Annotated in this window: 14 protein-coding genes; 5 read left to right on the top strand and 9 right to left on the bottom strand. The window is 69.0% G+C overall.

What is annotated here, in order from left to right; all coding sequences use genetic code 11:
- Positions 1–63: 63 nt before the first annotated feature.
- The 4 genes from sufD to P1K31_RS07170 all read right to left on the bottom strand — a co-directional run bounded on the left by sufD (position 64) and on the right by P1K31_RS07170 (position 6673).
- The gene (sufD, locus tag P1K31_RS07185; RefSeq protein WP_276305603.1) at positions 64–1293 is read right to left on the bottom strand and encodes a Fe-S cluster assembly protein SufD; all 1230 of its coding nucleotides are present in this window, start codon (positions 1291–1293) and stop codon (positions 64–66) included.
- Positions 1294–1308: 15 nt separating this feature from the next.
- The gene (gene sufB, locus P1K31_RS07180) at positions 1309–2739 is read right to left on the bottom strand and encodes a Fe-S cluster assembly protein SufB (RefSeq protein WP_276305602.1); all 1431 of its coding nucleotides are present in this window, start codon (positions 2737–2739) and stop codon (positions 1309–1311) included.
- Positions 2740–2803: 64 nt separating this feature from the next.
- Entirely contained in the window at positions 2804–3727 is a 924-nt protein-coding gene (locus tag P1K31_RS07175; RefSeq protein WP_276305601.1) for an ABC transporter ATP-binding protein, read from the bottom strand.
- 225 nt (positions 3728–3952) lie between these two features.
- Positions 3953–6673, bottom strand: a complete 2721-nt coding sequence (locus tag P1K31_RS07170) for a DNA-directed DNA polymerase (RefSeq protein WP_276305600.1) — start codon at positions 6671–6673, stop codon at positions 3953–3955.
- A 136-nt stretch (positions 6674–6809) separates the two neighbouring features.
- Here P1K31_RS07170 and P1K31_RS07165 point away from each other — a divergent pair, with 136 nt between their 5' ends.
- From P1K31_RS07165 to P1K31_RS07155, 3 genes are read left to right on the top strand one after another with little or no spacing between them, the layout of a single operon-like run.
- Entirely contained in the window at positions 6810–6998 is a 189-nt protein-coding gene (locus P1K31_RS07165) for a DUF7331 family protein (RefSeq protein ID WP_276305599.1), read from the top strand.
- A gap of 44 nt (positions 6999–7042) precedes the next feature.
- A complete protein-coding gene (locus tag P1K31_RS07160; RefSeq protein ID WP_276305598.1) occupies positions 7043–7360 on the top strand; it encodes a DUF7322 domain-containing protein in 318 nt (105 codons plus the stop codon).
- 24 nt (positions 7361–7384) lie between these two features.
- Positions 7385–7804 (top strand): DUF7346 family protein, encoded by a 420-nt coding sequence (locus P1K31_RS07155; RefSeq protein WP_276305597.1) that lies wholly within the window; start codon positions 7385–7387, stop codon positions 7802–7804.
- Positions 7805–7864: 60 nt separating this feature from the next.
- Here the strand turns inward: P1K31_RS07155 and rad50 are convergent, their stop codons facing one another.
- The 3 genes from rad50 to P1K31_RS07140 are packed head-to-tail and all read right to left on the bottom strand — an operon-like array spanning position 7865 to position 12284.
- Positions 7865–10552, bottom strand: a complete 2688-nt coding sequence (gene rad50 / locus P1K31_RS07150) for a DNA double-strand break repair ATPase Rad50 (protein WP_276305596.1) — start codon at positions 10550–10552, stop codon at positions 7865–7867.
- Complete coding sequence (mre11, locus tag P1K31_RS07145; protein ID WP_276305595.1) at positions 10552–11961, bottom strand: DNA double-strand break repair protein Mre11; 1410 nt, start codon at positions 11959–11961, stop codon at positions 10552–10554. Before mre11 ends, rad50 begins: the two co-directional genes overlap by 1 nt.
- Entirely contained in the window at positions 11958–12284 is a 327-nt protein-coding gene (locus P1K31_RS07140) for a DUF7966 family protein (RefSeq protein WP_276305594.1), read from the bottom strand. The genes mre11 and P1K31_RS07140 overlap by 4 nt, the downstream gene beginning before the upstream one ends.
- Before the next feature lie 414 nt (positions 12285–12698).
- On the opposite strand from P1K31_RS07140, the gene P1K31_RS07135 reads away from it, so the two are divergent.
- Positions 12699–13463: a helix-turn-helix domain-containing protein gene (locus P1K31_RS07135; RefSeq protein WP_276305593.1), complete on the top strand. Its 765-nt coding sequence runs from the start codon at positions 12699–12701 to the stop codon at positions 13461–13463.
- Positions 13464–13510: 47 nt separating this feature from the next.
- The gene (locus P1K31_RS07130; RefSeq protein ID WP_276305592.1) at positions 13511–14449 is read left to right on the top strand and encodes a DMT family transporter; all 939 of its coding nucleotides are present in this window, start codon (positions 13511–13513) and stop codon (positions 14447–14449) included.
- Positions 14450–14504: 55 nt separating this feature from the next.
- Here P1K31_RS07130 and P1K31_RS07125 read toward each other — a convergent pair whose 3' ends face one another.
- Together P1K31_RS07125 and P1K31_RS07120 are read right to left on the bottom strand one after the other, a co-directional pair.
- Positions 14505–15602 carry a GNAT family N-acetyltransferase gene (locus P1K31_RS07125; protein WP_276305591.1) on the bottom strand — a complete coding sequence of 366 codons (1098 nt, stop codon included), beginning with the start codon at positions 15600–15602 and terminating at the stop codon, positions 14505–14507.
- Positions 15599–16525 carry a polysaccharide deacetylase family protein gene (locus P1K31_RS07120; protein WP_276305590.1) on the bottom strand — a complete coding sequence of 309 codons (927 nt, stop codon included), beginning with the start codon at positions 16523–16525 and terminating at the stop codon, positions 15599–15601. The genes P1K31_RS07125 and P1K31_RS07120 overlap by 4 nt, the downstream gene beginning before the upstream one ends.
- Positions 16526–16657: the final 132 nt, after the last annotated feature.

Here is a 16657-nt window from a genome sequence, read left to right as displayed (position 1 = left end):
TCGAAAGGCGAGAAGAACAGCGTACGAGTTACGAGGAGGAAGGTCCCCGTGTCCCTGTTTCGCTCACTTCGTGCGCGCTCGCAACCGATCGCGGATACGCGACTGCATATCCTCGCGGAGTTCGTCGACCGCGATCTCCTCCAGGACGGGCACGAAGAAGCCCTCGACGAGCATGTTCTTCGCGAGGCGCTCGTGGACGCCGCGGGAGGTCATGTAGAAGAGGTCCTCCGCGTCGACCTGGCCGACCGTCGCCGCGTGGCTGGCCTCGGTGTCGTGGTTGTTGATGATGAGCTTCGGGGAGGCGTCGGCCTCGCTCTCGTCGGAGAGCATGAGGGTGTTCTCCCGCTGGTAGGAGTTTGTGTCCCACGCCTCGCGGCCGACGTGCTGGACGCCCTCGTAGACCGACCGCGCGTGGTCGTCGACGACGCCGCGGGTGACGAGGTCGGCGGTCGTGTGCTCGGCGTTGTGCCAGACGCGCGCGTCCACGTCGAAGTGCTGGTCCTCGTGGCCGAAGAACGCCCCGACGATCTTCGTCTCGGAAGCGTCGCCGTCGAGCGCCACCTCAACGGAGGTCTTCGTCAGGCGCGAGCCGATGTTGCAGTCGATGAAGTTGACCGTCCCGTAGGTGTCGGTCGTCCCGCGCTTGAGCTGGTAGTTGTACGTCTCCTCCGAGAGGTCCTGGAGGCTCCCGTACTGGACGTAGGCGTTCTCGCCCGCGACGACCTCGACGAGGCCGCTGTAGTAGCGGTCGCCCTCGACGGCCTCCTCGCCGCTATCCTGCCGCTCGAGGATCGTCACCGAGGCGGACTCCTCGGTGACGATCAGCGTGTAGTTGAACAGCGACCGGGAGTTCATCGTCGTGCGGATCTTCACGTTCTCCGCGGTGACGCCCCTCGGGACGTAGACGACGGTCCCCGTGCTGAACAGCGCCGTCGAGAGCGCCGTCAGGTAGTTCGTCTCCGGGTCGACGACGGAACCGAAGTGCTCGCGCAGCAGCGCCTCGTGCTCGTCGACCGCCTCCGCGAACGGCAGCACCTCGACGCCCTCGGTCTCGGGGGCGACGAGGTCCTTCTCCTCCGCGGCGGTGAGCGGATCGACGAACGACGCGAAGTCGAGGTCCGCGAGGTCCGTCCACTTGCGCCCCGGCGTGTGGATCACGTCCGGGAAGGGGAGGTCGTCGAGCGCCGCGAGGGCGTCGAGGCGCGTCTCGAGCAGCCACTCGGGCTCGCCGAGCCGATCGCTTATCTCCCGTACCTGCTTCTCGGTGAGGTTTGCGTGTACCTGCGTACTCATGAGATCCTCCGGGGGTTACCCGAGGCTACCCTCCATCTCCAGTTCGATCAGGCGGTTGAGTTCGACCGCGTACTCGATCGGCAGCTCCTCCGTGATCGGCTCGATGAAGCCGGCGACGATCATCTGCTTGGCGTCGTCGTCGTCCAGTCCGCGCGACTGGAGGTAGAAGACGTCCTCGTCGCCGATCTTCCCGACGGTCGCCTCGTGGGCCACGTCGACCCTCGACTCCTCGATCTCCATGTACGGCATCGTGTCCGAGGTGGACTCGTTGTCGAACATGAGCGCGTCGCACTCGACGCTGGTCGAGGAGTCGGTCGCGCCGTCCGCGATGTGGACCAGCCCGCGGTAGTTGGTGCGCCCGCCGTCCTTCGAGATCGACTTCGACTCGATCGTGGACTTCGTGTTCGGGGCGTTGTGGTAGACCTTCGCGCCCGTGTCGATGTTCTGGCCCTTGCCCGCGAACGCGATCGTGATGTGGTTGTCCGTCGCGCCCGGCCCCTTCAGGATGGTGCACGGATAGAGCATCGTGGCCTTCGAGCCCATGCTCCCCGACACCCACTCCATCGTCGCGTCCCTCTCGGCGATGGCGCGCTTGGTGTTGAGGTTGTAGGTGCTCTTCGACCAGTTCTGGACGGTGGAGTACTGGACGTGTGCGCCCTCCTTGACGAACACCTCGACGCAGCCGGAGTGGAGGTTGAAGTGGCTGTACTTGGGTGCGGAGCAGCCCTCGATGTAGTGGACCTCGGAGTTGGCTTCGGCGATGATGAGGGTGTGTTCGAACTGGCCCATCCCCTCGGAGTTCATCCGGAAGTACGCCTGGATCGGCATCTCCACGGTGACGCCCTCCGGGACGTAGACGAAGCTCCCACCCGACCAGATCGCGCCGTGGAGGGCGGCGAACTTGTTGTCGCTCGGCGGAACGCACTTCGTCATGAAGTACTCCTCGACCAGGTCGGGATGTTCCTGGACGGCCTTGTCCATGTCCATGAACACGACGCCCTTCTCCTGCCACTGCTCCTGCATGTTCTGGTAGACGATCTCCGACTCGTACTGCGCGCCCACGCCCGAGAGGGCGTTCTTCTCGGCCTCGGGGATGCCCAGCTTGTCGAAGGTGTCCTTGATGTCATCCGGGAGGTCCTCCCAGCTGTCGACGCCCCCCCGCACCTCGACGTCCGGTCGGATGTAGGGGACGATCTCGTTCACGTCGACCTCCGAGAGGTCGGGCTGGCCCGGCCAGCCGGTCGGCATCGGTATCTCGTGGAACTGCCGCAGCGCGCGCAGGCGGCGCTGCAACATCCACTCGGGTTCGTCCTTGTCCTCGGAGATGACGCGGATGGTCTCCTCGGTCAGCCCCTTCTCGGACTTGAACGCGGCGCGCTGCTCCTTCTTGAACTCGAAGCGCGCCTCGGTGTCGGTCTCTTTGAGGTGGTCTTGCTCGGAACTCATTGGCTGTAATTACGTTTACTCACTTATGTGCCTATCTCTAGTCGAATTCGGTTACGCACGTATCTCAGGCGGTCCCGTAGACCTCCTCGCGGACCCAGTCGTACCCCTTGTCCTCGAGTTCCTCGGCGAGTTCAGGCCCGCCGCTCTTCACGACCTTCCCGTCCAGCATGATGTGGACGTGGTCCGGCTCGACGTAGTCGAGGATCCGCTGGTAGTGGGTGATCTGGAGGACGCCCGTCCCCTGCTCGTCGCGGAGGGCGTTGATGCCCGCCGAGACGTCCTGCAGGCGGTCGATGTCCAGTCCGGAGTCGATCTCGTCGAGCACCGCGATCGAGGGCTCCAGGATCGCGGCCTGTAGCACCTCGTTCTGCTTCTTCTCGCCGCCGGAGAAGCCGGCGTTGAGGTACCGGGTGGCGAACCGCTCGTCCATGTCGAGCAGTTCCATCTTCTCGCGCAGGAGCCCCTGGAACTCGGCGACGCCGATCTCGCCCTCGTCGACCGGCCCCTCCATCGGGGAGGTGGTGTAGCCCGACTCCTCCTCCACTTCCCCCTCGCCCTCGCCCTCGCCCTCGTCCTCCTCGAAGAGCTCCTCGCGCTCCTCGAGCTTGGCGTTGAGCGCCGTGCGCAGGAAGTTGACCATCGTGACCCCCTCGATCTCGGCGGGGTACTGGAAACCGAGGAACACGCCCAGCGCGGCGCGCTCGTTCGGCTCGAGGTCGAGGAGGTCCCACGTGCGCTTGTCCTCGGGGATCTCGAAGTCCTCGCCGAAGTCGCCGTCGTCCAGGTGGATCAGTACCTCGCCCTCCGTGACCGTGTAGGCCGGGTGACCGGCGATGATCTTCGCCATCGTCGACTTCCCGGAGCCGTTCGGCCCCATCAGCGCGTGGATCTCGCCGGTCTCCACCTCGAGATCGACGCCCTTCAGGATCTGTTCTCCGTCTTCCTCGTTGACCTCCGCGTGAAGGTTCTTTATCTCTAATCGTGCCATAACGAGCACCTGCGCTTATCGTACGGTGATCGGTGCGTGGCGTGTATAATGTTTTCGTATCTACCCTAATTCCGCTTCCGGCAGCGACAAATGATGTTTCCGTATGGCAAAGACGGCCGCGGTTCCGCGTGCTCGTTCGGGTTTCAGCGCGTGGCCGCGAGCCGCCGCGCGACGACGCCTCGCGGATCGAACGCCCGATCGGGGACGAGCGCGTTCGTCCCCGACTCAGAAGTACTGGCCGAGGCCGGTCTGGGTCTGGCCGCTCTCGACCTCGTCCCAGGAGACGTCGATGGCGTCGAGGATGCGCTCGATGGGGCCGCGGAGGGTGCGATCGAGCATCTTCTCCCAGTCGATCTCGAACTCTCCCGGCAGCTGGTCGGCGTACTCGATGCAGATGACGTCCTCATTTCGGCGGAACTCGCGGTAGAGCGCGTCGGTCCGGGCGTCGATGCCGAGTTCGCGCTCGACGCGCCCGTAGAAGTCGTTGTGGACGCCCTTCAGGTAGAGGCGCTTCGGCTTCGATCCCCGACCGAAGTTCGTCCCGAGCAGGAGGTTCGCGTACTTCGCCCCGCGGACGTGCGCCGTGTCGGTGTCGTAGTTGTCGAGGCGCTTGCCGATGCCGCCGGGGATCCCGATCTCTTCGACGCCGATGTCGCCGCCCTTGAACCGCTGGACCACGTCGTGGACGTACTCCTTCACCTCCTCGCGGTACTCCTCGCCCTCGCTCGTGACGATGAGTTCGATGACGCGCTTCTGGACCTCCTTCGTGATGGGCGCGATGTCGGAGCGCTTGTACTCGAAGCCCGTGATGTCGATGTCGTCGACGTCCTTGCCCTCCTTCCAGACGATGTGGCCGGCGTAGCGCTTCTTCTTGCCCGCCTGGAAGAACCGCCGGTAGAGCTTCTCGAACTCGATTTGGAACCGGTGGTGGGCGGCGTTGAGCTCCTCGCTCGCGAACTCGTCGTAGGAGGCGTTGATCTCCTCCTCGATGGCGAACGCCTGTTCGATGGCCTCGCCCCTCGAAATCTGACCGCCGAGCTCCAACATGACAGAGTCCGTATCTCCGTACGCGACCCGGTGATCCATCTCGTTCGCCACGGTCTCAGTGAACTCGATAACCCGTCGTCCTGTTGCGGTTACCGCGGCTCCCATTTCTTTGTCGTAGAGCCTGAACCTATCCCAACCGAGTACCCCATATAAAGAATTCATAATAACCTTGACAGCTCCCTGCTGGCGATCGTAGGTCTCGTACTCGTCCGACCCCGGTCGGTGCTCGTCGCGCAGGCCCTTCTTCCGGTCGCGCTCCTCGAGCAGTTCGTCCACCATCTCCCGGATGATGCCGGCCGGCTCCTGGCGGAAGTGCGTGCCGTTGGGCGCGACGTAGGTGTCCCCGTCGAAGGTCGCCGGATCGACCTTCGTCTCGATGGACGCGTTGATCGTCACCATGCACATGGGGTAGAGCGACTTCAGGTCGAGCACGGAGACGTTCTCCCGGACGCCGGTGATGGGATCGAACACCGCGCCGCCCTCGTACTCCTCGCTGTCGACGCTCCCCTTGGAGGGGAGCGCGAACTCGCCGTGGACCTTGTGGAGGATGTAGAGGTCCACCGCGTCGCCGGGGGTCGTGGCGTCCTCCAGCTTGCAGCCGACGAACGACGCCACCTCCGTCCAGAACGGGACGATGTTCTGCTTGCGGTCGAGTTCGACGCAGAGCTCGACGTCGCGCAGGTTGTACTCGAGCAGCCGCTCGGGGTTCTCCTCCCAGAGGTCGCCGATGCTACCGGGGTAGCGCTCCTTCCCGACGCCGAGTTCGGCCTCCCCGACCGCGTCGAGGCGGTAGGAGTCGAGCTCGGAGATCTTGATGCGCTTGTAGGCGTACAGCAGATCGAACACGACCCGCCCCTTGACGTTCGGCCCCTGCCACTCGCTGCGCCAGACCTCGTTCACCCGGGAGAGCCGGTTCGGGTCGAGGTCGCCGTCGCCGCCGAGTACCTCCAGTCGGTCGAGCAGGTAGGGCGCGTCGAAGTCGGCGAAGTTCCACCCCGTCAGCACGTCGGGGTCGGTCTCGTCGACGTAGTCGAGGAACGCCGCGAGCATGTCCTCCTCCCGGTCGAAGGAGCGGACCTCGACGGCCGGCCCCTCGCGGAGCGGGTCGTACTCCGGAAGCGAGTCGGGACCGCCCGCGCCGTTCGGGGCCTCGTAGAGCCACACCACGTACTCGTCGCGGTAGTTGTCGTGGCTGGTGAGACAGATGATCGGCTCCTCGCCCTCCTCCGGGAAGCCCGAGCGGTCGTCGACCTCGATGTCGAAGGTGTTCACCCGGAGTGTCGCGTCCATCTCGACGGGCCGCAGTTCCTGGTGGGGGACGTCGATCGCGCCGTCGTCGCTCCGGCGACGGGGGACGCGCACGCCGCTCGTGATGTCCTTGTCGATGAGCAGGCGGTTGGGAAAGAGGATGTCGGCCTCGTAGTGGTCGAAGCGGTCGCGCAGTTGCCCGACATCGCGGGGCGTCTGTCCGACGATCTTCGTCAACCGCTCCCCGCGGATGCTGACGAACGGCTCGCCGTCCTCGTCGGTCTCGCGGGAGTCGAGCAGGCGGTCGAACTCCTCCTCGGGGCGACCCTCGAGGGAGTCGGTCGGCGCGTAGAAGTAGGGCTCGAACTCGCGGACCCTGACGTGTTCGACCTCGTCGTCCGCGGTCCGCCCGAAGACGTGGACGACCGGGTGCTCGTCGCGGCCGCTCCCCTCGATCGTGTAGTCGACCTGCGTGACGAACAGCTCGACGGCACCGTCGGCGTCGGGATAGCGGTACGAAGAGGTGTCGACCACCTCCGGCGCGAGGCCCGTGCCGTCCCCGGCGACGGCCTCCGCCTCGGCCGTCACCACGGCGGGGGCGTCCCGGCCGTTCCCGCCCGCGGCGTAGTCGCCCAACCCGCTCTGTTTCATGATAGGTGGCGTTCGCCCTCACCGGTAAAAATCCCCGCGGTGTCGTCCGCGCCGGCGCACGCGACCGCCCAAACCGCAAAGCACTCCGCTGCCGCAAAGCATATACTATGACATAGCATACCAGTGCGTTGCGACCATGGCCGATAACGATGCCCCGTCGGAAGCAGAGTCGATCGACGAGTCGCGTCGCGAGCCGGACGTCTCCGCGGCGGTCGAGTCGACGGAGACGTACGAGACGGACGAGGGGCTGGTCTTCTACGACGCGCAGAACCCTCTCGCGTGGATCCTCTCGCGGAACACGATCCGGCTCGACGACGTGATGTGAGCCAACCGGGTGCCTTTTTCGCCGCGTGCCGAGTACGTGTCCACGTGAACCCCTTCGAGGAGGACGAGGAGGACGCCTGGCCGGACGAACCCGACGAGTTCGACCCTGACAGCCTCGGCCCAAGCGTGGAGTACTCCGCCCCCGAGGACCTCGCCGACGCGGACATCCCCGAGGACGTCTTTCGCGCCTTCTGGGCCGTCGTCGTCATGGCCAACATCGGGCTGTTCGCCGCGAGCCTCGGGCTGATGTTCATCGTCTTCCGCGGGCAGCTCCGACTCGGCGGGACGGTCTTCGCCATCGGCGCGCTGGCCCTGCTGTTCGGCTACCGGTACTACCGCAGCTACCGGAGCGGGAACGATTAACCCCCGGGGCGCGAAGGGGACGACATGCGAACGGTTCGCGCCGCCGACGGAACGCGCTACCTCCTCGTGAGGCGGTCGAGCGAGTCCTCCCGCGTTCGGGACCCGACGACCGGCGAGGAGCGGTACGTCGCGAACGACCGCCTCGAACCCGTCGAGGGCGAATCGGCGCTCGAAACCGCCGCGCGAGCGATCCCCGACCCGGTCCGTCGCCTGCTCACCGCCGTCCGCGACGAGCGCGGCCTCGGGCTCCTCCTCGAACTCGACCGGCGCGGCCCGATCGCCGTCCGCGATCTGCTTGCCGCCTACGACCTCTGTGAGAGCGACCTCCTCGGACTGCTCACCGAGTTCCGCGCGGCGGGTCTCGTCGAGCCCGCGGACGTGGCGGGCGAACCGGGGTACGACGCGACGGCGACGGCGCGCGAGGCGCTCGACCGGCTCCGCTGAGCGTCGGCGACCGTCGACGGGGGTCGCGGCGGTCGCGGTCGGCGCGGCCGCGGATCGGGGTCAGTCGCCCTCCGCCCGCAGCGCGGCCAGCGACGCGCCCTCGTGGTGCTCGACGGTCGAGCGGTTGCTCGTCGGGTCCTTCTCGACGTGGACGAGTTCGTCGGCCGCGCCCACCAGCTCCTCGTCGTGGCTCACGACGACGATCTGCTCGACGCCCACCCGGCGCATCGACTCGACGAGTTCGACGAGCTTCGAGACGTGCCCCGAGTCGAGGAACACCGTCGGCTCGTCGAGGATGAGCGGCGGCATGGGGGCCGACCCCTCGATCCCCTCCGCGAGCAGGCGGTAGATGGCGCACCGGAGCGAGAGGTTGAACAGCGCGCGCTCCCCGCCGGAGAGCTGCTCGGGGTCGAGGGGCTCGCCGTCCTTCTGGTAGACGGTGAGCTCGTACTCGCCGTCGAGCTCGATGCGCGCGTAGGAGTCGTTCTGGTAGACGAGGTCGAACGTCTCGTTGAGCAGCTGCTCGAGCTTTCTGACGTTGCGCTGGCGCAGCTCCGCCCGGAGCTCAGCGTACATCGCCTGCAGCTGCTCGGTCTCGTCGTAGAGCGATTCGAGGTACTCGACGGTCGCGAGGAGCTCCTCTCGCTCCTCGCGCAGGCGTTCGAGGTCCGACAGCTCCCCGCGGGTCCGCTCGATGCGCCCGACCAGCTCGTCCCGCCGCTCGGTCACCTCCTCGATGACCGACGCGACCTGCTCTAAGTACTCATCGGCGTTCTCCAGGCGCTCGCGCGCCCTCTCGACGCTCGACTCGTCGAACTCGGCGTCGAGTTCCCCCCGGCGCTCGCGCTTCTCCGCGAGGCGGTCGCGGCGCTGGTCGTTGAGCTCGTCCAGGTGCGCGCGCTTCTCGCGGCGGTCCTCGACGGCCGCCTCCTCCTCCGCGATCTCGTCGAGGCGCTCGCGGGCGGATTCGAGGGCGTCCCGTTCGCCCGCGATCGCCTCGCGCTCCTCGGTGAGGTCGGCGATCGCCTCGCGCTCCGCGTCGGCCTCGGCCGCCTTCCGCTCCGCGACGGAGCGCTTCTCCTCGGCCTGCGATTCGAGGTCGGCGGCCTCCCCACGGAGCGTCTCGGCGCGCTCGCGCTTCTCGTCGATGGTTCCGGCGCGCTCCGCGATGCGCTCCTCGAGCAACTCTCGGCGACTCTCGATCTCGCCCAGCCGGTTCTCCGCCTCGAGGAGGGCCTCCGCGCGCTCGACGCGCTCCTCCAGGGTCGCGAGCTCCTCGCGCCGGGCCTCGAGCTTCGCGTCGAGGTCGGCCACCCTCGACTCGTACTCGGCGCGTGACTCGACGTGGGGCGAGTCCTCCACCGGCTGGCCGCACTCGGGGCACATCCCCTCGTCGAGCAGTTCCCGGATCTCGTCGAGGCGCTCCCTCGTGGCGTTCCGGTCGGCGACGAGTTCCGCCACCCGTCCCTGGCGCGCCTCGTGCTCCCCGCGGAGTTCGCGGAGGCGGGCGGCCGCCTCCCCGGGTTCGACCGCCGCGTCGGCGAAGCGCTCCCGGAGCGCCTCGGCCTCGGCGTCGAGGTCGGAGAGCGTCTCGCGGTCGGCCTCGAGGTCCCCGGCCGTCTCCTCGGCGGTCGCCGCGAGCGTCTCGGCGCGCTCGCGCTTCTCCGCCGCCCGCGTCTCGTGTTCGTCGGCGCGCTCGGCGAGTCGCTCCGACTGGTTGTCGAACGCCTGGGCCTGTATCCGTCGCTCGCTCGCCCGCTCGGCGAGTTCCTCGTCGCGCTCGTCGAGCGCCGTCCGGCGCGCCGCGATCGCCTCCGCGGTCGCCTCGTCGACGGCGGTGTCGTCGAGGAGGTCCTCGACCGCCGCCTCGAGGTCCTCGACGCGCTCGCGGGCCGCCGCGATCGCCTCGCGGTGGGCCTCGCGATCGCGCTCCGCCTCGGCGATCTCCGATCGGAGTTCGTCGATCTCCGCGTCGAGCGCGTCGAGTCGCTCCCGCGTCTCCTCGTATCGGTCGAGCACCTGCCGGGCCTCGTCGCGGCTCTCGCGGGCCCGGTCGCGCTGCTGCTCGTAGTTCTCTAGCCTGTCGTTCGTCTCGTTGAGCTCCGTCTCGAGGGCGTTCAGGCGGCCGTGGAGGTCCTCCTCCTCCCTCTCGGCGATGCGCTCCTCGACGCTGTCGAGGACGGCGCGCCGGTCGCGGCGGACCCGACCGACGCCCACGCGCGCCTGGCTCGCCCGCTGGCGATACTCCTCCAGCTTCCCGAGCTGCAGGAGGTCGTCGATCACGTCCTGGCGCTGGCTCGGCGAGGCGTTGATGAGCTTGTTCACCTCGCCCTGGCGGACGTAGGCGCAGTTGACGAACGCCTCGGCGTCCATCCGGAGGAGGTCGGTCACGAACGAGCGCACGTCCCGCGCGCCCTCGATCGGGTCGCCCTCGCCGGGCGTCTCGAGGACGCACGAGGCGGTCTGGGCGCGGTCGCCGCTGACGCGCACGCGCCGTTCGAGGCGGAAGCGCTCGCCGCCGTGGACGAACGTCAGTTCGACCGTGGCCTCCTCGCTCCCGATGGTGACGACCTCGTCGAGCGTCGTGTCGAGCGCCCGCGCGCCGTAGAGCGCGAAGAAGCACGCTTCGAGCAGCGACGACTTCCCGCTCCCGTTCAACCCGTGGATGACCGTCACGCCGCGGTCGAGGCGGAGGTCCGCGTCGTCGTAGCACTTGAAGTGCTCCAGCCGGATGCGCTCGAACCGCATCAGAAGTCACCCATGGTGGACTGGTCCTCCGCACTCCCGGCACCGTCCGCCTCGGTCGCGACGGTCTCCGACCCGGCCTCGGGGACGGCGGCCGACCCCGACTCGTTCCCGCTTCCCTCGCTTCCCTCGCCTCCCTCGCTCCCCTCGCTTCCCCCGTCTCCGCGCCCCCCCTCGGCCGACGGGGGCGCGGATGGCGACGGCGAGTCCGTCTCCCCGCTCCCCGCTCCGCTCTCCTCCCCGCCGGCGTCGGTCGCGTCGGCCGCGTCGTCGGCCGCTGCCGCCCCGGTCGTCGGCTCGATCGCTTCGAGGGCGTCCGGGTCGCCCTCCTCGACGATCTCCGCGACGAGCGACTCCACCTCCTCGGCGACGTTCGCGTCCGCGACCTTGCTCGCCCGGACCACCTCGTCGACGTGGCGGGCGGCCGCGCTGAGGCCGAGTTCGCGGACGCGCTCGTTCACCGCCTCGTCGGGGTCGGCGAAGCTCACCTCCAGGTCGCGCACCTCCTCGAACTCGCGGTGGTCGCTCACGCGCGCGACGAGCGCGCCCCGCTCGTCGATCTCCCGCTCCAGTTCTGCGGGGGTGATGCGCTCGCCGTCGCCGCGGACGGTGACGATGACGACGGCGTCCGCGAGGTCGTGCTGGTCGACCCGCTCGTGCACGCGCTCTATCCCCTCGCCGGGGGAGAGTTCGACGTCGACGAAGACGAACTCGCGGGTGTCGAGGCCGCGCCGGGCGATCGACACCTCGCCGTCGAAGGTGACGATGTTGTAGCCGCGGTCCGCCCGCTCGTCGGCGCTGGCGCGCTCGGTCGACCCGCAGTAGGTGACCCACGCCCCCTCGACCTGCGCCCGGTCCGCGGCGTGGTTGTCGCCGAGGAGCATCGCGTCGAACGCGACGGTCGACGAGGAGAGCACCTCCGCGGCGTCCCACTCCCCGAAGTCGAAGGGCGTGAACAGGCCGTGAGTGACGAGCGCGGCGTGGTCAGCGTCGTGGTCGGCGAACTCGTAGTCGAGCGCCGCGCGCTGTGACCGGGGGACGAAGTCGAGGCCGTAGAAGGCCGTCGAGCCGACGACGTGCGGCTCGCGGTCGAGGCGGACGGCGAGGCCCAGCGACTCGAAGAGGTCGAGCCACTGGCCGTCGCGCTTCGACTCGTGGTTCCCCACGACGGCGAGAAACGGAATGTCGGCGTCGTCGAGCGTCCTGAGCGCGGAGAGCGTGCCGAGGAGGTCGGGCAGGTCGGGGCGGCGGTCGTGAAAGAGGTCGCCCGCGTGGACCACCGCGTCGACGCCGTCGGCGACGGCGTCCTCGACGACCTGCTCGAACGCGTCGAGGAAGTCCCGACGGCGCTCCGACCGGTGATACTGTCGGTACCCGATGTGCGTGTCCCCGGTGTGTATCACGCGCGTCATCTGCCTCCCCGTTTCGTATCCGATCCTAAATCCGTTGCGTGACCGGGGCGGAAGTGGTCCCCCCGGGCGGCGGCGCGGTAGCGCTCGAACGCGCGGAGCGCGGCCCGCCCCTCGTCGCCCGGATCGCATCCCTCACGCCCCTCGCCGGCCGGACCGCACGCGACGGCCCGGCGGAGGCGCGGCAGCCCGACCGACTCGACGAACGCCGCGGCCAGCGCCACGTCCCCGCGGGCGGCGACGGCGCGCTCGACGACGGTTCGATCGCGATTCGGCGACGCGGCGAGGCGCGCGAGCGCCCGCTTGACGGCGACGGGGTCGGCCATGCCGTCGATGGCGCGTCCCGGTATAAGAAGTTCGGGGGCGGCGCGGCGTCGTCCCCGCCGTCCGGGAATCGGCGAACCCGTTACGGAACTCGACCGCGTCTCTCCACCTACTGACAATTGACGAACCCGGCGACGACGGCACGGTTCGAATGGACGCCCTGGAGATGCGGTGGCGTCAGGACGTGTTCGAACGGGCGAGCGCGTCGGAGGACACCGAACGCTACCGGTTTCCGGATCGGGGAACAAGTCGGCATCGAGCATCTCGGGCTTCCGCCCGCGTTCGAGGGGCCGCCGTCGGAAGGTCGGCCGGATCGATGCCCCCGGTAGCGACCGTCGGCCGCCGAGCGGTGACCGATCGGATCTCGACGGAGCCGGTTGAAACTGTTTTACGGGCGTCCGGCCAACCTGTTCGACATGTACCGCGTCGCGCTCGACCTCTGGCAGGACGACTGTCCCCTGGCGCGGGCGACCGCCGACCACGAGGTGACGTTGACCACGCCGTACTGGAACTTCTCCCCGGAGACGGGCCGGTGGGACCTCTGGATCGAGGCCTCGGCCGACGATCGGTCCGAACTGGAGGCCGGCGTTCGGGCGCTCGGCGGGGCCGAGACGATGCACCGCTTCGAGCTGAGACGGAAACGAGCCTCCAGCGCGACCGTCCGGGCGCTGTTCGACGAGACCGCCGCGATCGACGCGATCACCGCCCACGGCGGGGCGGTGATCGGCCCCTTCACGAACCGTGCCGGGCGGGAGCGCTGGCACGTCGGGTTCACCGACTCGGCGGCCGTCGACGCCGCGCTCGCCGCGCTCGACCGACGCGAGGACTTCGCCGTCGTCGAGCGGACCCGTCTCGACGGATCCGACGCGCCCGACGTGTACCGGCACTTCGACGCGGCGGCCGCGCTCCTCGCCGGGTGCGACCGCCTCACGGGGACCGAGCGCCGCGTGCTCCGGACGGCGGTCGAGCGCGGCTACTACGCGACGCCGCGGCAGGAGACCCTCGCCACCCTCGGCGACCGGTGTGGCGTCTCCGACGCCGCGATCTCGAAGACGCTCCGCCGGGCCGAGCGCAAGCTCCTCGGGGCCGCGGTCACCGCGCTCGACGACCTCGGGGACCTTGACGGTCCCGACGACCCCGACCGGCCGCGGCCCGCGCGCGGCGGGGCGGACGGGGGTTAGGATACGAACCGTCCGACTCTTCGGGCCGGCGAACGTCCGTCCGCCCGATGGACCGCGATCGGATCCTGGCGGCCGCGCCGCTGCTCGCGGCGGCGCTCTGGGGCGGGATGTACGTCGTGAGCAAGTGGGGGTTCGGCGCGATCCCGCCGCTCACCCTCGCGTTCCTGCGGGTCGCGCTCGGCGCGGCGGTGCTCTACCCCGTCGTCCGGGCGACGACGCCGACCCGTTCGTTCGCCCGGCGGGAGTGGCGGCGGTTCGGGGGTCTCGCGGTCTGGTTGACGGCGGCGCTCACGACCCAGTTCGTGGGCACCGACCTGACGAACGCGAGCCAGGGCGCGCTGCTGACCGTCTCGACGCCGGTGTTCATCATCGTCCTCGGGGTGACGGCGCTCGACGAGCGGCTCACGCGCCGGAAGGCCGTCGGAACGCTCCTGGCGTCCGCCGGAACGCTCGCCGTGCTCGCGGGTCAGTACGACCTCGGGGCGCTCGCCGGCGGGAACCTCTTCGGGATCGGACTGCTGCTGTTCTCGGCGTTCTGCTTCGCCGCGTTCACCGCGTTCGGCAAACCGCTCGTCCGGCGGTACTCGGCGCTCGAGACGGTCACGTACGCGACGGTCCTGTCGGTGCCCCTGTTCGGGCTGCTGGTCCCGGTCGAACTCGCCGCGCACCCCGGCGCTCTCGGGTCGGTTCCGACGACGCTCCCGGTCGTCGGGGCCGTCCTCTACCTCGGCGTGCTCAGCACCGCGGCCGCCTGGTACTGCTGGTACAAGGGGATGGAGTACGCGGACGCGAGCGCGGTCGCCGTGTTCTTCTTCGCCCAGCCCGTCGTCGGAGTCCTGCTCGGCGTGGCGTTCCTCGGCGAGACCGTCGGCCCCGGGTTCGTCGGCGGCGGGATACTGCTGCTGCTCGGGGTGTACGCGGTGAGTACGGACGACGGACCGCCGGCCGAGAGGCCGCGAGACGACGCGGCGAGCGGCGGACCGTGACCGCGGAGCCGCGCCGTCGCCGAACGGGGTGACACTCGTGGGGGTGCGGTCCCGGTCAGGTCGTGTCCTTCTCGCAGATCGAGACCAGCCAGCTGTCGGGGTCGGTGAGGTCCTTCCCGTCGATGACCCACGAGTGCTCGTCCGTGAGCGGGCGCGCGACGAGCGTCGCCGGTTCGGTGACCTGCGAGAGGGGGAAGGCGGTGTCGGGGTGGAAGCCGAAGGCGGTCAGGAGATCGGGGGGGAGGCCGCCGCCGCGAACGGCCACGAGCGGGAGGTCCTCGACGTCCCGCAGGATCGTCCGGAGGAGCGCCGCGTAGGCCGGCGCGCCGGCCGACCCGCCGTCGAGCGGGTGGACGTCCATCACGTTCGCGACGCCGCGGCGCGCGCTCGTCCCGACGATCGCGGCCCCGACCGGGGCGTCGTCCCGCCGGGCGACGTAGGCGGTGTAGTCGTACTCCGGGTTCTCGTACCGCCAGCCGTAGAACGTCCTGTCGCGGTCGGCGTGAAAGCGGTCGGGGATCCGGCCCTCGTACAGCGAGACGAGCGTCTCGACGGGGATCACGTCGTACCGCGAGACGGTGACGCCCCGGACGAGGCGACGCGCGCGCGTCCCTCGGAGGCCGAAGTAGGCGCTCATGGCCGTCGCGCCGGCGGCGTCGACGACGCGGCCGACGAGGCTCTCGTCGCCGAAGGGGGTGAACGCCCCGGGGTGCTGGATCCGGTAGTACGTCGGGACGGTCTCGACGACCTCCCAGCCCAGTTTGAGATTCCCCGGCAGCGACTTCTCGTTGGGGAAGTCGAAGAAGAAGTCGAACGGCTCGTCGGCGTAGCGCTCGATCGCTCGCTCGGTCATCCGGGTGAACAGCCCCCTTCGCTGGTGGTCGGGGTGGACCATCGTGTCGCAGGGTTCGAGGCTCTCGTAGGTGCGTCCGTTCGCGCGCAACCGGAGGCAGAAGAACGACCGAACCCCGACGATCTCGCCGTCGCGTTCCGCCACGTAGACGGGGACGTGATCGACGTAGGGGTTGTCCTCGTACTTCCACGCGAACCAGTCCGCGTCCTTCCTCGCCCCGAAGACCGCCTCGTAGAGGTCGATGTATCCCCGCCTGTCCCCGTCCCGGTACGGGCGAATCGCGTACTCGTCGCCGCTCATGCGAGCGTGCGTTTCGCGACCTCCCCCATGGTTTCGACGGTTACGTCCCCCCGCTCGCGCATCGCGTCGATGGCCGCGAGGACGGCCCGGAGGCGGCCCACCTCCTCCGGGCCGACGAGGTCGTTCGGGTGGAACCAGACGTGGAAGACGCCGTCCTCCTCGACGGCGCGTTCGAGGCCGAGTCTCGCCTGCTTCACGACCGGATCCCGACGGAACGGGCGGGCGAGGGTTCGCGCGTAGCTCTCGAAGCCGAACAGGTGCAGCGACGCGGGGACGTTCACGAGGCCGTACTCGTCGACCGTCGGGTAGACGGTGGGCGGGGCGGAGAACCCCCCGGCGTAGGCGGCGAACTTACCGAGCGCCCGGAGGCAGGATCGGTCGTACCACCGCGGCGGTGCGCGCCCGCGGTAGCACGTGAACCCCGTTTCGGCGAGCACCTCCCGGTGGGCGACGCGGTTGCGCGGATAGGCGAACGACTCCATCTCGATGCCGCGCTCCCGGGCGATGTCGACGCACGCCTGGAGTTCGGCGCGCGCCACCTCGGCGGTCGTAGTGTCCGCCGTGAAGTCGAGGTGGGTGAACGTGTGACAGCCGATCTCGTGATCGGCCCGCGCGTCGCGGATCTGCTCGACGAGGTCGTTCCCGTACCACTGATCGGCGGAGCCGGAGAGCGTCGCGGGATCGATCGGCACGCCCCCGTCGGCGGCGTAGGCGGTGTAGATCTGGTCGTCGGTTCGGGCGAGAAAGAGCCGTCCGACGACCGCCCACGTCGCGGGCAGGTCGAACTCATCGAGGAGTTCGAGGAGAATACCCCACCCCCGTCGGCCGGCCGCTATGCGCCGAAGTTCGCGCACCGGGGGCTCGGGGTGGTCGTGGAACCCCCAGGCTAGTTCCGCGTCGATCGAGAGTACTACGCGTGCCATTTACCCGCGTTTCTCCGCGCACCCCGATAGTTATGAAATACATATGATCATTTTAGTACGTGCTTCACTCATACTCGGATGCAATTGAAATTACTCTGGATAGAGGGGAATATCGGAATATCCGGTTATACA

This window comes from Halomarina halobia (assembly GCF_029338575.1).
In the GTDB taxonomy this organism is placed as follows: domain Archaea; phylum Halobacteriota; class Halobacteria; order Halobacteriales; family Haloarculaceae; genus Halomarina; species Halomarina halobia.
This window is presented reverse-complemented; position numbering and strand designations above follow the sequence as displayed.

Excerpts from the sequence above, each read along its gene's own strand:
- P1K31_RS07155 (WP_276305597.1), top strand. The coding sequence starts at position 7,385 with ATGCGAACGGTTCGCGCCGCCGACGGAACGCGCTACCTCCTCGTGAGG.
- P1K31_RS07125 (WP_276305591.1), bottom strand. The coding sequence starts at position 15,602 with ATGAGCGGCGACGAGTACGCGATTCGCCCGTACCGGGACGGGGACAGG.
- mre11 (WP_276305595.1), bottom strand. The coding sequence starts at position 11,961 with ATGACGCGCGTGATACACACCGGGGACACGCACATCGGGTACCGACAG.
- P1K31_RS07170 (WP_276305600.1), bottom strand. The coding sequence starts at position 6,673 with ATGAAACAGAGCGGGTTGGGCGACTACGCCGCGGGCGGGAACGGCCGG.
- P1K31_RS07135 (WP_276305593.1), top strand. The coding sequence starts at position 12,699 with ATGTACCGCGTCGCGCTCGACCTCTGGCAGGACGACTGTCCCCTGGCG.
- rad50 (WP_276305596.1), bottom strand. The coding sequence starts at position 10,552 with ATGCGGTTCGAGCGCATCCGGCTGGAGCACTTCAAGTGCTACGACGAC.
- sufB (WP_276305602.1), bottom strand. The coding sequence starts at position 2,739 with ATGAGTTCCGAGCAAGACCACCTCAAAGAGACCGACACCGAGGCGCGC.
- P1K31_RS07120 (WP_276305590.1), bottom strand. The coding sequence starts at position 16,525 with ATGGCACGCGTAGTACTCTCGATCGACGCGGAACTAGCCTGGGGGTTC.
- P1K31_RS07140 (WP_276305594.1), bottom strand. The coding sequence starts at position 12,284 with ATGGCCGACCCCGTCGCCGTCAAGCGGGCGCTCGCGCGCCTCGCCGCG.
- P1K31_RS07130 (WP_276305592.1), top strand. The coding sequence starts at position 13,511 with ATGGACCGCGATCGGATCCTGGCGGCCGCGCCGCTGCTCGCGGCGGCG.
- P1K31_RS07165 (WP_276305599.1), top strand. The coding sequence starts at position 6,810 with ATGGCCGATAACGATGCCCCGTCGGAAGCAGAGTCGATCGACGAGTCG.
- P1K31_RS07175 (WP_276305601.1), bottom strand. The coding sequence starts at position 3,727 with ATGGCACGATTAGAGATAAAGAACCTTCACGCGGAGGTCAACGAGGAA.
- sufD (WP_276305603.1), bottom strand. The coding sequence starts at position 1,293 with ATGAGTACGCAGGTACACGCAAACCTCACCGAGAAGCAGGTACGGGAG.